The 14,182-nt window shown below is 56.4% G+C and carries 11 protein-coding genes; 6 read left to right on the forward strand and 5 right to left on the reverse strand.

Annotated elements, in window-relative coordinates:
• Window position 1 precedes the first annotated feature (1 nt).
• Window positions 2–2,665, reverse strand: coding sequence for a pyruvate dehydrogenase (acetyl-transferring), homodimeric type (aceE, locus tag SIC15_RS17035; RefSeq protein WP_412536523.1), 2,664 nt, complete (start codon window positions 2,663–2,665; stop codon window positions 2–4).
• Between the two features lie 666 nt (window positions 2,666–3,331).
• Between aceE and SIC15_RS17040 the strand changes: the two genes are divergently transcribed.
• Entirely contained in the window at window positions 3,332–4,696 is a 1,365-nt protein-coding gene (locus SIC15_RS17040) for a KamA family radical SAM protein (protein ID WP_008169234.1), read from the forward strand.
• A gap of 48 nt (window positions 4,697–4,744) precedes the next feature.
• Here SIC15_RS17040 and SIC15_RS17045 read toward each other — a convergent pair whose 3' ends face one another.
• The 3 genes from SIC15_RS17045 to trxA all read right to left on the reverse strand — a co-directional run bounded on the left by SIC15_RS17045 (window position 4,745) and on the right by trxA (window position 6,303).
• The gene (locus tag SIC15_RS17045; RefSeq protein ID WP_291908324.1) at window positions 4,745–4,978 is read right to left on the reverse strand and encodes a hypothetical protein; all 234 of its coding nucleotides are present in this window, start codon (window positions 4,976–4,978) and stop codon (window positions 4,745–4,747) included.
• Between the two features lie 63 nt (window positions 4,979–5,041).
• A complete protein-coding gene (locus SIC15_RS17050) occupies window positions 5,042–5,368 on the reverse strand; it encodes a hypothetical protein (RefSeq protein WP_222465370.1) in 327 nt (108 codons plus the stop codon).
• A gap of 71 nt (window positions 5,369–5,439) precedes the next feature.
• Window positions 5,440–6,303: a thioredoxin gene (trxA, locus tag SIC15_RS17055; RefSeq protein WP_008169221.1), complete on the reverse strand. Its 864-nt coding sequence runs from the start codon at window positions 6,301–6,303 to the stop codon at window positions 5,440–5,442.
• 207 nt (window positions 6,304–6,510) lie between these two features.
• Between trxA and lon the strand changes: the two genes are divergently transcribed.
• Entirely contained in the window at window positions 6,511–8,961 is a 2,451-nt protein-coding gene (lon, locus tag SIC15_RS17060; RefSeq protein WP_412536524.1) for an endopeptidase La, read from the forward strand.
• Between the two features lie 28 nt (window positions 8,962–8,989).
• Here the strand turns inward: lon and SIC15_RS17065 are convergent, their stop codons facing one another.
• The gene (locus SIC15_RS17065; protein WP_069181897.1) at window positions 8,990–9,484 is read right to left on the reverse strand and encodes a MarR family winged helix-turn-helix transcriptional regulator; all 495 of its coding nucleotides are present in this window, start codon (window positions 9,482–9,484) and stop codon (window positions 8,990–8,992) included.
• A 164-nt stretch (window positions 9,485–9,648) separates the two neighbouring features.
• Here SIC15_RS17065 and SIC15_RS17070 point away from each other — a divergent pair, with 164 nt between their 5' ends.
• The 4 genes from SIC15_RS17070 to SIC15_RS17085 all read left to right on the forward strand — a co-directional run bounded on the left by SIC15_RS17070 (window position 9,649) and on the right by SIC15_RS17085 (window position 14,178).
• The gene (locus SIC15_RS17070; protein ID WP_136631386.1) at window positions 9,649–10,557 is read left to right on the forward strand and encodes a tetratricopeptide repeat protein; all 909 of its coding nucleotides are present in this window, start codon (window positions 9,649–9,651) and stop codon (window positions 10,555–10,557) included.
• 152 nt (window positions 10,558–10,709) lie between these two features.
• Window positions 10,710–11,822, forward strand: a complete 1,113-nt coding sequence (locus SIC15_RS17075) for a branched-chain amino acid ABC transporter substrate-binding protein (RefSeq protein ID WP_064230016.1) — start codon at window positions 10,710–10,712, stop codon at window positions 11,820–11,822.
• Window positions 11,823–11,983: 161 nt separating this feature from the next.
• Entirely contained in the window at window positions 11,984–12,907 is a 924-nt protein-coding gene (gene livH / locus SIC15_RS17080) for a high-affinity branched-chain amino acid ABC transporter permease LivH (protein WP_069181899.1), read from the forward strand.
• Window positions 12,907–14,178 carry a high-affinity branched-chain amino acid ABC transporter permease LivM gene (locus tag SIC15_RS17085; protein WP_069181900.1) on the forward strand — a complete coding sequence of 424 codons (1,272 nt, stop codon included), beginning with the start codon at window positions 12,907–12,909 and terminating at the stop codon, window positions 14,176–14,178. The genes livH and SIC15_RS17085 overlap by 1 nt, the downstream gene beginning before the upstream one ends.
• The last annotated feature ends 4 nt before the right edge of the window (window positions 14,179–14,182 follow it).

Genomic DNA, 14,182 nt, shown 5'->3' on the forward strand with positions numbered 1-14,182 from the left:
CTTAGCTCAGCACCGGGTTCGTTTTGTTGCGATCGATTCCGTACTTGCGCATGGCTTCGAGAACCACATCGTTCTTCACCTCGCCATCCTGAGCCAGAGCTGACAGCGCCGTGACGGTTACGTAGTAACGGTCCACCTCAAAGAAGCTGCGCAGCTTTTCCCGGGTGTCGCTGCGACCAAAGCCGTCAGTACCCAGGGTCAGGTAGGTTTTGGGGATGAACGCCCGGAGCTGCTCGGAGTGCAGCTTGATGTAATCGGTGGAGGACACCACCGGACCCTGCTGCTTTTCAAGCATCTGGGTGACGTAAGCCTTCTTGGGCTTGTCGTCCGGGTGCAGGCGGTTCCAGCGATCAATATGCTGCCCCTCACGGGCAAGCTCGTTGAAGCTGGTAACACTCCACACGTCGGAAGCAACGCCCCAGTCGTCTTTCAGCATCTGGGCCGCCGCGCGCACCTCGTTAAGGATCGCGCCCGCACCAAGCAGCTGAACCCGAGGCGTTTTCTTGCTGCCCTTGGTTTCCACAGACTCGAACTTGTACATGCCCTTGATGATGCCGTCTTCGCAATCCTTGGGCATGGCAGGCTGTTCGTAGTTCTCGTTTTCGATGGTCAGGTAATAGAAGACGTTCTGGTTGTCCTCGAACATCTCTTTCATACCTTTGCGCAGCACCACGGCCATTTCGTATCCGTAAGCCGGATCGTAGGCCTTGCAGTTCGGGATGGTGTTAGCCAACACATGGCTGTGGCCATCCTGGTGCTGCAGGCCTTCGCCGTTCAGGGTGGTCCGCCCAGCGGTACCGCCAATCAGGAAGCCACGGGCCTGAATGTCACCGGATGCCCACGCCAGATCGCCAACCCGCTGGAAGCCGAACATGGAGTAGAAGATGTAGAACGGAATCAGCGGGAAGTTATTGGTACTGTAGGACGTTGCCGCCGCCATCCAGGCTGCCATGGAGCCGTCTTCGTTGATACCTTCCTCAAGGATCTGGCCCTTTTTGTCTTCCCGGTAGTACATGATCTGATCACGGTCTTCCGGAACGTACTTCTGGCCCTCGGCGGTATAGATGCCGAGCTGACGGAACATGCCTTCCATCCCGAAGGTACGGGCTTCGTCAGGCACGATCGGCACCACGCGCTTACCAATTCGCTTGTCCTTGGTCAGTGCCGTCAGGATGCGAACGAAGGCCATGGTGGTCGAGATCTTCCGGTCGCCGGAACCGTCCAGGACCGCCTTGAAGATGTCCAGGTCGGGAATCTGCAGTGGCTGACAATCCTTCCGACGCTTGGGATAGAAACCACCCAGCTCCTGCCGGCGCTTCTTCATATAGACGATTTCCGGACTATCCGGCGCTGGCCGGTAGTAAGGAACGTCTTTGAGCTCATCATCCCGCAGCGGAACCGCAAAGCGGTCACGGAATGACTTCAATTGCTCGATATCCAGTTTTTTCAGGGAGTGAGCGGTGTTCTGCGCTTCACCGGCCTCACCAAAGCCGTAGCCCTTGATAGTGTGGGCGAGGATAACCGTCGGCCGGCCGCCATTCTTGTGAATGGCATGGTGGAAGGCCGCGTAGATCTTGTACGGATCGTGACCGCCCCGGTTGAGCTTGTTGATCTCCTCGTCGGAAAGCCCCTCGACGAGTTTGGCCGTTTCCGGGTACTTGCCGAAGAAGTGCTTCCGGGTATAAGCCGGGCCGTTGCTCTTGAAGTTCTGAAGGTCGCCATCACAGACCTCGTCCATGACCCGCTGCATCTTGCCGTCCTTGTCCTGCTCGAACAGGGGATCCCAGTGGCGACCCCAGACAACTTTCAGGACATTCCAGCCAGCGCCCCGGAAGACACCTTCAAGCTCCTGAATGATCTTGCCGTTGCCACGCACCGGCCCGTCCAGACGCTGGAGGTTGCAGTTAACAACGAAAATCAGGTTACTGAGGTTTTCCCGGCCGGCCATGGAGATGGAACCCAGGGTTTCCGGCTCGTCGCACTCGCCGTCACCAACAAAGCACCAGACCTTGCGATCGCCCATCTCGATGAGTTCTCGGCTGTCCAGGTACTTCATTACGTGGGCCTGGTAAATCGCCTGAATCGGACCAAGCCCCATGGAAACTGTTGGGAATTGCCAGTAATCCGGCATCAGCCAGGGGTGCGGATAGGAAGAGAGGCCAGTGCCGTCTACTTCCTCACGGTATTTGTCGAGATCTTTCTCGTCGAAACGGCCCTCAAGGAAGGAGCGCGCATAAATGCCCGGGGAAGAGTGACCCTGGAAGTAAACAAGATCGGACTCGCGCTTTTCGTCGCCGCCGTGGAAGAAATAATTGAAGCCAACATCGTAGAGGGTCGCTGCCGAAGAAAACGAGGAAACATGTCCGCCGAGATCACCGGGACGCTGGTTGGCACGCATAACCATGGCCATGGCATTCCAGCGGATCAGGGAGCGGATTCGGCGCTCCATAAAAAGATCGCCAGGCATCGGCGCCTGCTGGGAAACCGGAATACTGTTCCGGAACGGCGTGGTTATGGAATATGGCAGTTCGGTTCCATCGCGGCTCGCCCGCTCGGAAAGCCTCTCAAGAATATATTTGGCTCGGTCTACGCCTTCGTTCTCGATCAGAGATTCCAGCGCATCCAGCCATTCACTGGTTTCAATGGGATCATCGTCCTGGTACATCAAACCCTCCCCTTGGCATCAAAAAGTGCAGCGCCGCCACGATCAGCAGCCGGGCGCGTTGCGGTGTCGATAAGCTGCGATGGAATGCAGTGTTTTGTTATGGGTATTTTCAGCCTGACAGGTGTACCGGCTACCAGTACACAGAACCTGTACAAAGCATAGAACAGCTTTCACACTTTTCCTGCCTGATCACCTCGGTTTCACGGGCTTTTGGCCCCGGGGATGACCGGCATGCCGGCGAAGTGCGTGGATTAGAACACCCGGTTTCGTAGTATTTTTACTACATTTTGACCATCAAATTCAATCAAAGCCCTCCAAACATCCTTTTGTAACGGGCTTCTTTCGGTTACTTACGGAAGAATGACCGTTTTTGGACCAACAGACAACCAGATTGCGACCAATGTCGTAGCATTCGTATCAGGCCGAAAATTGATTATCACGCTAAACGATCTTCTCGCCGCTATTCGCCGATCATTCAGAACATTTAGCGCTTTTTGTTGAATTTTCGACTCTTCGCTCCCGTGCATCCCTCAGATTTATCGCAGCTTTTTAATTAGACCTGAAAATATTTCCGGATTTATGTATACTCGCCTGCCTGATTTTTAACCACCCAGGAAAAAGTGGTCGGACCACTTTTTTGTCATTGGCATCAACAGAGGGCGATCTATGAACTCCATCGTCACCTTCCCGAACCGGATTCCCACTACGGAGTTCGAGGAACGGCGTTTCAAGGTCTACACAGACCGCCAGCTCGACAAGATCGAAGTCATTCAGAATCTCCCTGAAGAGACCCTGTTTGAAATGAAAGTGGTAGCCAGCGTGCTGCCGTTCCGGGTCAACGAGTATGTGATCAATGAACTGATCAACTGGGACAAGGTACCCAACGACCCGATCTATCAGCTTGTTTTCCCCCAGAAAGGGATGTTGAAAGACGAGCATTACGAGCGCATGGCGAAACTGCACCGGGAAGGTGCCGACAAGAAAGAGATTCAGGCCGTCGCCAAGGAAATCCGGGACGAACTCAACCCGCACCCGGCTGGCCAGATGGAAATGAACATGCCGGAGCTCGACGGTGAAGTTCTGGACGGCGTTCAGCACAAGTATCGCGAGACAGTGCTGTTCTTCCCGGCCCAGGGCCAGACCTGCCACTCCTACTGCACCTTCTGTTTCCGCTGGGCGCAGTTCGTGGGTGACAAAGACCTGAAAATGGCCAGCACCGAAGCAGAAAAGCTTCATGGCTACCTGCAGGAGCACACCGAGGTCACTGACCTGCTGGTCACCGGTGGCGACCCCATGGTGATGAAAACCAAGAACCTGGTGCAGTATCTGGAACCGCTGCTACAGCCGGAGTTCGATCATATCCAGACCATTCGCATCGGCACCAAGGCCCTGACTTTCTGGCCCTACCGCTTCGTGACCGACAAGGATGCCGATGAACTGATCGACCTTTTCGCGAAACTTGTCGACGCCGGCAAGCACGTCGCCATCATGGCCCACTACAACCACTGGCAGGAAATCACCACCGAGATTGCCGAAGAGGCCATCCGCCGTATTCGCGCCACCGGTGCCGAGATCCGTGCCCAGGGCCCGCTGATCAAGCACGTCAACGACGATGCCGACGCCTGGGCAAAGCTGTGGAAGAAAGAAGTGCAGCTGGGCATCATCCCCTACTACATGTTTGTAGAGCGGGACACCGGCGCGAAGAACTACTTTGAAGTGCCTCTGGTCGAAGCTTTCCACATCTACAGGGAAGCCATGAAGAAAGTCAGTGGCCTGGCCCGAACCGCCCGCGGCCCCTCCATGAGCGCCGGCCCCGGCAAGGTGGAGATCCAGGGGATTACCGAAATCAACGGCGAGAAGGTGTTTGTACTGCGCTTCCTGCAGGGCCGCAACCCGGACTGGGTTCAGCGCCCATTCTTCGCCAAGTACAGCGAGACGGCCACCTGGTTGCATGAGCTGGAACCGGCCTTTGGAGAAGAGAAATTCTTCTTTGAAGATGAGTATGAAGAAATGAAGAAAGGGAACGGTTAATCGCCAGCCTCTCTGAAGCGGCCCCGTGGAATGGGGCCGCTTGCCTCTTCAGCGATTTGATCGACGCGCCTTCCAGCTGGGGATGACCCGGAACACCAGCGCGCCAAACACCGCTCCGATGATTACGATCAACGCGACCTGAAGGCTTCCATTGTCCATCGCACCCTCATTCAGGGTTTCTGCCGTTACCAGACCTCCGATCAGGAGCCATGGCGTCAGAAGAATCAGCGCGCTCAATGACAGGAAACGTTTGATTCGATGATTGTCTTTTTGCTTAGGCATAGGACCCTCTCCAAAAGAATGAGCTCATAATTACCAACGGAGACGGCCATTGGATCAGGTGCGTTATTTCTGCCGGACAAACTTGGGCACGAACCCCTCCGGCTTGTCGCTCAACCACTCAACAAACGTCCGCAATTCTTCCAGCTCCAGCAGCTTTTCCCGGGTATTGAAGTACAGTCCAAGCTCGTATTCCGAGCGAGCCTTATGAATGGCGTTGTGGCAGGGGCGACACACCCACAGCGTGCGGGTGATCAAATCTTCCTTGGTGAACAGTTTCTGGAACCGCTTTTTTCGGTGCAGGTGCTTGGGTATCAGGTGGTGTCGGGTGAGTTTGGCAACCGGGCGTTCGCAGAGTTCGCAGTTGTCGGGTTGGGGAGGTAGTTTGAGCATTGCGGAAATACCAGTCGGGTTTCGCCTATGGCTCCACCCGACCTACGTTGTATTTGGCCAGCGCCAAAGAATCAGTGCATCAGGGTATAGAGCTTGCGGCGATAAGTCCTTACGTCCGGGTTGTTGTTACCCAGCTTGTCGAACAGTTCGATCAGCGTTGTCTTGGCCACTTCGTCTTTGTACTTGCTGTCCACCTGCATCAGGCGGATCAGCAGGTCCATGGCCTCGGCGTTGTTTTCCTGTAATACGTGATGAAGTGCCAACTGGTGCAGTGCGTTCGGATCCTTCGGGTCCTGCTCCAGCGCCATTTCCAGATCCTTGATCGGAGGCAGTTCGGCCGACTGCTTCAGAAACTTGATTCGTGCTGCCAGCTGTTTGGCCTGGTGCTGCATTTTTTCTTCTGGAGGCAGACTTTCAAGGACCTGCTCGGCCGTTTCCAGATCACCCATTTCCGCCTTCAACTGGGCCAGGTCGATCAGGACTTTGAGATTTTCCGGGTCCTCCTGGTTCATCTGGGACAGGATAGCCAATGCTCCTTCCACATCGCCTTCTTCCCAGATCCGATGTGCCTTTTCATAGGGGTCTTCCTTGGGGGCCTCCACGTGTTTGTCCAGAACCTTGCGGATTTCGCTTTCCGGCAGGGCACCGTTGAAGCCATCCACGGCCTGGCCGTTCTTGACCAGGATGACGGTCGGCAGGCTGCGCACGCCGAGACTGGAGGTAAGCTGTTCCTGCTCGTCGGCGTTCACCTTGGCCAGCATGAACGCACCCTGGTAATCCTCCGCCAGTTTTTCCAGCAGAGGCATCAACTGTTTACAGGGGGCACACCACTCGGCCCAGACATCCACCAGGATGGGCGTGCTTGCAGAGGCTTCCATCACCTTCTGCTGAAAGTTTTCCATGGTGGCATCAAAGATGTAGGGAGAGTTGCTCATGCAAGGCACCTGAAAAGTCGAATGATTTGTTCGGAGTTGCCAGAAACATGGGGCCAACTCCCCGAAATTCAAGCGCCAAACGCGCTAACCCAAGTCCTTGAAATCACCGTATCTGCCGTTACATAGCTACTAAGCAACGCGCCGGGACAATCACTCCGCAGCCTGTCCCGGGCCGATTCACAACCTTTCCGGATGGACACTCGCGGCATGAATGACGAGACGCAAAACGATTCTTTTGAGGAATTCGAAGAGGACGTGACCGAGTACATTGGCAAGGACGAGCATAGCAAGAGCCTTGCCCTGCCCCAGCAGATGATGCCCCGGCGCATGTATGTGCTGCCGGTTTCTAATCGGCCTTTCTTTCCGGCCCAGGTTCAGCCGATAGTGGTAAACCAGAACCCGTGGCAGGAAACCCTGAAAAGGGTCGGTGAGACTGACCACAAGGTCATGGGCATCTGCTTTGTGGAAGAACCGGACGCTGAAGAAGGCGTCCCGGCCAGTGAGCAGCTGGAGACCATTGGCTGCGCGGTGCGTGTGCATCATGCCCAGAATGACAGTGGTAAGGTCCAGTTTATCGCCCAGGGGCTTCAACGCTTCCGGATCGTCCAGTGGCTGCGTCGTAAGCCTCCGTATCTGGTGGAAGTTGAGTATACGGCAGAACCGGAAGAAGACGCCGACGAACTCAAGGCCTACACGCTGGCCATTATCAGCGCCATCAAGGAGTTGCTACGTACCAACCCACTCTATGGCGAGGAGGTAAAACAATACCTGTCCCGATTCGGGCCGGACGACAGTTCACCTCTGGCCGATTTCGGCGCCTCAATGACCAGCGCTCCAGGCAATGAGTTGCAGGATGTGCTCGACACCGTCCCCCTGCTCCGCCGCATGGAGAAGGTTCTTCTGCTGATGCGTAAAGAGCAGGAAGTTGCCCGGCTGCAGTCGGAAATCAGCGAAGAGGTGAACGCGAAAGTCCAGAAGCACCAACGCGAATTCTTCCTGAAGGAACAACTCAAGGTGATCCAGCGCGAGCTGGGCATGGCCAAGGACGACAAGACCGCAGATGTCGAGCGCTTCCAACAGCGGATGGCGGAACTCAACCCGCCCGAGGCCGTGCAAGAGCGCTTCAACGATGAAGTCGAAAAATTGCAGGTGCTGGAGCAGGGCTCGCCGGAATACGGTGTCACCCGTAATTATCTGGACTGGCTGACGCAGGTGCCCTGGGGCATCCATTCCGAGGACCACTTCGACCTGGCGAAAGCCCGCCAGATACTCGACCGGGATCACGACGGCCTGGACGATGTCAAAGACCGCATCATCGAGTTTCTGGCTGAAGGGACCTTCAAGGGCGAGGTGAGCGGCTCCATTCTGCTTTTGGTCGGCCCGCCAGGTGTTGGCAAGACCTCCATCGGTCATTCCGTGGCAGACGCACTGGGGCGGAAATTCTACCGTTTCAGTGTGGGCGGCATGCGCGATGAAGCTGAAATCAAAGGCCACCGCCGCACCTACATCGGCGCCATGCCGGGCAAGTTTGTCCAGGCGCTCAAGGATTCCAAGGTGGCCAATCCGGTGATCATGTTGGATGAAATCGACAAGATCGGTGCGTCCTTCCAGGGCGACCCCGCGTCAGCCCTGCTGGAGACACTGGATCCGGAACAGAACCGCGACTTCCTGGACCACTACCTGGACGTGCGCATGGACCTATCCAAGGTTCTGTTCATCTGCACCGCCAACCAGCTCGACACAATTCCACGGCCACTGCTTGACCGGATGGACGTGATTCGGCTGTCCGGATACATCGCCGAAGAAAAGCTGGCCATCGCCAAGCACTTCCTGCTGCCGAGGCTGCTCAAACGGGCCGGGCTGCTGAAAAAACAGCTCAACATTACCGACGCCGCTATCAAGCAGATTATTGAGGGCTATGCCCGCGAAGCCGGAGTGCGAAGCCTGGAGAAGCTCCTGCACAAGGTGATTCGCAAGGGCATCGTGAAGCTGCTGGAGAACCCGGACCAATCTGTGAAGGTGGGTGTATCGGATCTGCAGAGCTACCTGGGACAGCCATCGTTCAAGAAAGAGAAGTCGCTCAAAGGCATCGGCGTTGTCACCGGACTGGCTTGGACCGCCATGGGCGGGGCCACACTGAGCATCGAAGCATCCAGAATCCACAGCTCTCAGCGCGGCTTCAAACTGACCGGTCAGCTGGGGGATGTGATGAAGGAGTCCGCGGAGATCGCCTACAGTTATGTGTCATCCAACCTCAGACGCTTCAAGGGCGACCCGACTTTCTTCGACAAATCCTTCGTGCACCTGCATGTACCCGAGGGAGCCACGCCCAAAGACGGCCCCAGCGCCGGCGTCACCATGGCCACCGCACTGCTTTCCATCGCCCGCAAGGAAGCGCCACAGCCGAACATCGCCATGACCGGTGAGCTCACGTTGACCGGACAGGTGCTGCCAGTGGGAGGTATTCGCGAGAAGGTTATTGCGGCGCGTCGGCAGAAAATCAGTAACCTGATCCTGCCGGAAGCGAACCGGGGCGACTACGAGGAACTGCCGGAGTATCTCAAGGAAGGGCTGTCGGTGAACTTTGCCAAACACTACAACGATGTGTTTCAGGTGTGTTTTGGCAATAAGCCCAATAGCGGGTCTTCGGTGCATTAATATCAGGAGAAAGCCTGGCTCATTGGAGTCAGGCTTTTTCTTTCCAGCCGTCGTCCTTCAATACCGACCCAACGGTCAGCACCGGCGACGCATCAATATCGTCGGCATCCATCATGTTGGCCACACGCTGGAGCGAGGCCAGAATCATGGTCTGCTCCCACTCGGCCAGACTCTGGAATTTCTGGATGAAATCCTCCTGCAGCGGATTCGGCGCCCGGGCCAGCAAGTCTGCCCCCTCATCGGTCAGGTGGGCATGCACTTTTCGCTTGTCCTGGGTGCTGCGCACGCGATAAACCAGATTCCGGTGCTCCAGACGGTCCAGAATCGTCGTTACCGTTGCCTGGCTAAGACTGACCTTTTCTGCAATGGTGCCGATGGTGACTTCGCCAAGATCCCGAATCGTTCTCATGATCAGCAGCTGAGGCCCGGTCAGCCCGGCATGCTTGCTCAGGCGCTTTGAATGAAGGTCAGTTGCCCGAATGACACGTCGTAAAGCCACCAGCACATCTTCATAACTGTTCACAGCAATGCTCCGATTCGGATTCGCAATTTATTTACACCCCTAAGTATTAGAGGTCTTTGCACCGAGAATTGCAAGTCGGCGAGTTTCCCGGCATTTTTTCGGCCATCCACTATGCTAAGGTTTCGCCTTTGTTCCATTTACGACAGACGGACGGAATACGCCCGATGATCAAGTTTTTCCTGCCTTTTCTTTTCATGATGACATTCGCCGGCACCCTCTACGGTCAGGATGAGCTGGGCCCCGAGAAAGAGCTCACTGCGGAAGACCTGGAAGAGAGCATCAAGACGCTGGAAGAGCCCATGTACACGCCCTTCGTGGAACTTTATCTGCTGGAAGAGAGCAAGGCGCTTCGCAAGGAGATGCAGAACACTCGCGCAGAACTCATTGAAAAGGTGGTCGACAAGGAACTGTCCGTTGCCGACAAAACCATGTCTTACGCGACCGATACGGTTACCTACTTCTTTTACTTGATCGCGGGCGCCACATCCATTCTCGTGGTTATCGGCTGGAACTCCATCCGGGATATGCGCAACCAGCTTACCAGTCTGGCGGAAAAACGGGTCAACGAGCTGGTGGTTGAATACGAGAAGCGCCTCGAATCCATCGAAGAACAGCTGAAGCAGAAATCAGACATCATCCACCAGAACCAGGCGGAGATCGAGCGCACCAACGAAGTGCACTCGCTGTGGCTCAAAGCCAGCCAGGAAACCTCCCAGCAAAACAAGATTGCCGCCTACGATCAGATTCTGGACCTTCGCCCCGACGATGTGGAAGCGCTGAGTTACAAGGCAGACGCTGTTCTGGAAATGCAGGAACCGCTCTGGGCCATCAGTCTTTGCCAACGGGCACTGAAACTTGCACCGGATAATGGCCACGCGCACTATCAGTTGGCATGCGCTTATGCAGAAATCGGCCGTTGGGAAGACGCCGTCAGCACTTTGAAGAAAGCTATTGAAATTTCGGAGGCATACCGCGACGATGCATCCGTAGACGTCAGTTTTGACCAGCTCCGCGAACACGAGAGCTTCCGCGCGCTGGTTTCCCAGGATGAAGAAGACGGCACGGATGCGTGACACCGCTCAGAGCGGCACGGGATTTGCCTTTGCAGACAGGCCCGTGTTCCGGAGCAAGCGCCACCCGTCGGCTTGACAAGCAGCGAGGTGTGGTGTTTGTTTAACTCTCTGAGAACACAAGAATAACCCTGAAATAAAACAGGACAGACTCAATGAGAACTTCAGTAAAAAAACTCGTAACCGCTGTTAGCACTTCCGTAGCCCTGATGGGCGCTGGCCACGCCGCTGCCGAGATCCAGATCGGTATTGCCGGCCCCATGACTGGCCCCGTTGCCCAGTACGGTGACATGCAATTCTCCGGCGCCCGCATGGCGATCGAGCAGATCAACGCCAATGGCGGTGTCATGGGGGAAGAGCTGGTTGCCGTTGAATACGATGACGTGTGTGATCCGAAGCAGGCTGTAACGGTTGCCAACAGTCTGGTTAACGACGGTGTACGCTTCGTGATCGGCCACCTCTGTTCCAGCTCCACCCAGCCCGCCTCTGACATCTACGAGGATGAAGGCATCCTAATGGTAACCCCGGCTTCCACCAGCCCGGAGATCACCGAGCGTGGCTATGAGCTGGTATTCCGTACCATCGGTCTGGACAGCATGCAGGGACCAGTTGCGGCCCGCTACATCGCATCTCAGAGCCCGGAGCGCGTTGCTATCGTTCACGACAAGCAGCAGTACGGTGAAGGTATTGCCACCGCCGTTCGTGACACCCTGAAGGACGCTGGCGTTGAAATCGCCATGTTTGAAGGCATCACCGCCGGCGACAAGGACTTCTCCTCGCTGGTAACCAAGCTCAAGCAGGCCGACGTGGATTACGTCTACTACGGCGGTTACCACCCGGAGCTGGGTCTGATTCTGCGCCAGGCTGACTCCGCTGGCCTGGATGCCCGCTTCATGGGCCCCGAGGGCGTGGGTAACAAGGACATCAACACCATCGCCGGCGAAGCCGCCGAAGGCCTGCTGGTAACCCTGCCACCTGCATTTGACCAGAAAGCTGAAAACCAGGCGCTGGTGAAGGCATTTGAAGACAAGGGCGAGGATCCTTCCGGTCCGTTCGTTCTGACCTCCTACACCGCGGTTCAGCTTGTTGCCGAAGGCATTGAAGCCGCTGGCTCCACCGATCCATTCGATGTTGCCGCTGCTCTTCGCGAGGGCACCTTCCAGACTCCGATCGGCACCGTTGAATACGACAAGGCCGGCGACATGAAGTCATTCGAGTTTGTTGTGTACGAATGGCATTCAGATGGAAGCAAAACTCCGGTAAACTAAGCCAAATCGTTAACAAACGGTAATCATGAGAGCACCTTCTCACCGCGATCCGGGAGAAGGTGTTTTTCTAGGCTCCTGTTGATCCTCCCCCACTTCCTGCACGTTTATCCCGGGCATGGGGTGTGGTAGCGGAGGGAGCAGGCTTTCGGAGTCCCATAACAATGCAAGACCTCCTGTATTTCTTTCAACAGCTCATCAACGGGCTGACGATCGGGAGCACCTATGCCCTGATCGCCATCGGCTACACGATGGTTTACGGCATCATTGGCATGATCAACTTTGCCCATGGTGAAATCTATATGATCGGTGCCTACACGGCGCTGATTGCCATTACCGGTCTGGCTGCCCTGGGCATTGCCTGGCTACCACTGATTCTGATTGTTGCGCTGATTTGCGCCATGATCGTCTCCAGCTCCATGGGCTGGGCCGTGGAACGGGTGGCCTACCGGCCTGTGCGGGGGCGCCATCGCCTGATCCCGCTGATCTCCGCCATCGGCATGTCCATCTTCCTCCAGAACTACGTCCACCTTGCGCAGGGTTCGCGGAACGTCGGTTTCCCGGCGCTGATCGACGGCGGTTTCAACTTCGGTTCCGGTGACGGCTTCCAGATGTCCCTGTCCTACATGCAGATCACCATTTTCATCACCACGCTGATCTGTATGACAGCCCTGTCTCTGTTCATATCCCGCTCACGGACGGGCCGAGCCTGCCGTGCGGTATCACAGGACCTGGGTATGGCCAACCTGCTTGGTATCGACACCAACCGGATCATTTCCGCAACCTTTGTAATTGGTGCGGCTCTGGCGGCGGTTGCCGGCCTGCTTCTGGGCATGTACTACGGTTCGGTTGACCCTCTGTTCGGCTTCATTGCCGGCTTGAAGGCCTTTACCGCGGCGGTACTTGGCGGCATTGGCAGCATTCCCGGCGCGATGCTGGGCGGATTGATACTGGGCGTGGCAGAGAGTATGACTTCCGGCTACCTCAGCGGTGAATACAAGGATGTTATCTCGTTCAGCCTGCTGATCCTGATTCTGCTGTTCAAACCCACCGGCCTGCTCGGCAAACCGGAGGTTGAGAAGATCTGATGGCTGCTAATAACTTCAGACACGCGCTGTTTTGCGCGATCATTACACTGATCATTTCCTACCCGATCATCGGCTTTAACCTTGAGGCCCAGGGCATCAACGTAACCCTGACCGGAGCCGATGCCAGCACCGTTGTCATGGTGTTGCTCGCTGCCGTGATCGTATTCCTGTTCCAGCTGTTCCGGGAACAGATCATGGGTGGCCTGAAAAGCCTCCCGCATCCCCTTCCCCAGGCCAGCAAGGAGCCCATGGCAGAGAACCGCCGGGCCAAGATTGAATCCTGGGTACTGACAGGCATCGTGGTTCTTGCCCTGTTCTGGCCGTTCTTCGTGTCACGGGGTGCGGTGGATCTGGCCACCCTCGTGCTGATCTACATCATGCTGGCCCTGGGCCTGAACGTGGTGGTTGGCCTGGCCGGCCTGCTGGATCTGGGTTACGTGGCGTTCTATGCCGTGGGCGCGTATACCTTTGCGCTGCTCTCCCAGTACATTGGTATTTCCTTCTGGCTGGCGCTGCCTATCGGTGCCCTGCTTGCCGCACTGTTCGGTCTTGTGCTTGGTTTCCCGGTGCTGCGGCTACGGGGCGACTATCTGGCGATCGTGACTCTAGGGTTCGGTGAGATCATCAGGATCCTGCTGAATAACTGGACAACGCTTACCGGTGGCCCCAACGGCATTGGTGGCATTCCCGATCCGACCCTGTTCGGCATGGAGTTTGGTCGCCGGGTGAAGGAGGAAGGCAATACCTCGTTCCACGAAACCTTTGGCATCGCCTACAGCGGTGAGCACAAGGTGATCTTCCTGTACCTGATCGCCCTGGTACTGGCGGTGTTCACAGCTCTGGTCATTCGCCGCTTCATGCGCATGCCCGTTGGTCGTGCCTGGGAGGCACTGCGGGAAGATGAAATCGCTGCCCGCTCCCTGGGCCTCAGCCGCACTGCGGTAAAGCTGTCGGCCTTTACCATCGGCGCGTTCTTCGCCGGTTTCGCCGGTACCGTGTTTGCTTCCAAGCAGGGCTTTATCAGCCCCGAATCGTTTGTCTTCCTGGAATCGGCCATCATCCTTGCCATCGTTGTACTCGGCGGCATGGGCTCCCAGATTGGTGTGGTGCTGGCGGCAATCGCTGTCACCATCCTGCCGGAACTGGCCCGTGAGTTCTCCGAGTACCGGATGCTGATCTTCGGTGCCGCCATGGTGCTGATGATGGTCTGGCGTCCGCAGGGCCTGATGCCCATGCGCCGCATTCACATTGAACTGAAAAAGCAGGAGTGACAGA

It is taken from the genome of Marinobacter sp. MIT932201 (assembly GCF_047123295.1).
Taxonomy (GTDB): Bacteria; Pseudomonadota; Gammaproteobacteria; order Pseudomonadales; family Oleiphilaceae; genus Marinobacter; species Marinobacter salsuginis.

Bases quoted from the DNA above. Each gene is read 5' to 3' on its own strand.
- aceE (WP_412536523.1), bottom strand. From the start codon at position 2,665: ATGTACCAGGACGATGATCCCATTGAAACCAGTGAATGGCTGGATGCG.
- SIC15_RS17040 (WP_008169234.1), top strand. From the start codon at position 3,332: ATGAACTCCATCGTCACCTTCCCGAACCGGATTCCCACTACGGAGTTC.
- SIC15_RS17045 (WP_291908324.1), bottom strand. From the start codon at position 4,978: ATGCCTAAGCAAAAAGACAATCATCGAATCAAACGTTTCCTGTCATTG.
- SIC15_RS17050 (WP_222465370.1), bottom strand. From the start codon at position 5,368: ATGCTCAAACTACCTCCCCAACCCGACAACTGCGAACTCTGCGAACGC.
- trxA (WP_008169221.1), bottom strand. From the start codon at position 6,303: ATGAGCAACTCTCCCTACATCTTTGATGCCACCATGGAAAACTTTCAG.
- lon (WP_412536524.1), top strand. From the start codon at position 6,511: ATGAATGACGAGACGCAAAACGATTCTTTTGAGGAATTCGAAGAGGAC.
- SIC15_RS17070 (WP_136631386.1), top strand. From the start codon at position 9,649: ATGATCAAGTTTTTCCTGCCTTTTCTTTTCATGATGACATTCGCCGGC.
- SIC15_RS17075 (WP_064230016.1), top strand. From the start codon at position 10,710: ATGAGAACTTCAGTAAAAAAACTCGTAACCGCTGTTAGCACTTCCGTA.
- livH (WP_069181899.1), top strand. From the start codon at position 11,984: ATGCAAGACCTCCTGTATTTCTTTCAACAGCTCATCAACGGGCTGACG.
- SIC15_RS17085 (WP_069181900.1), top strand. From the start codon at position 12,907: ATGGCTGCTAATAACTTCAGACACGCGCTGTTTTGCGCGATCATTACA.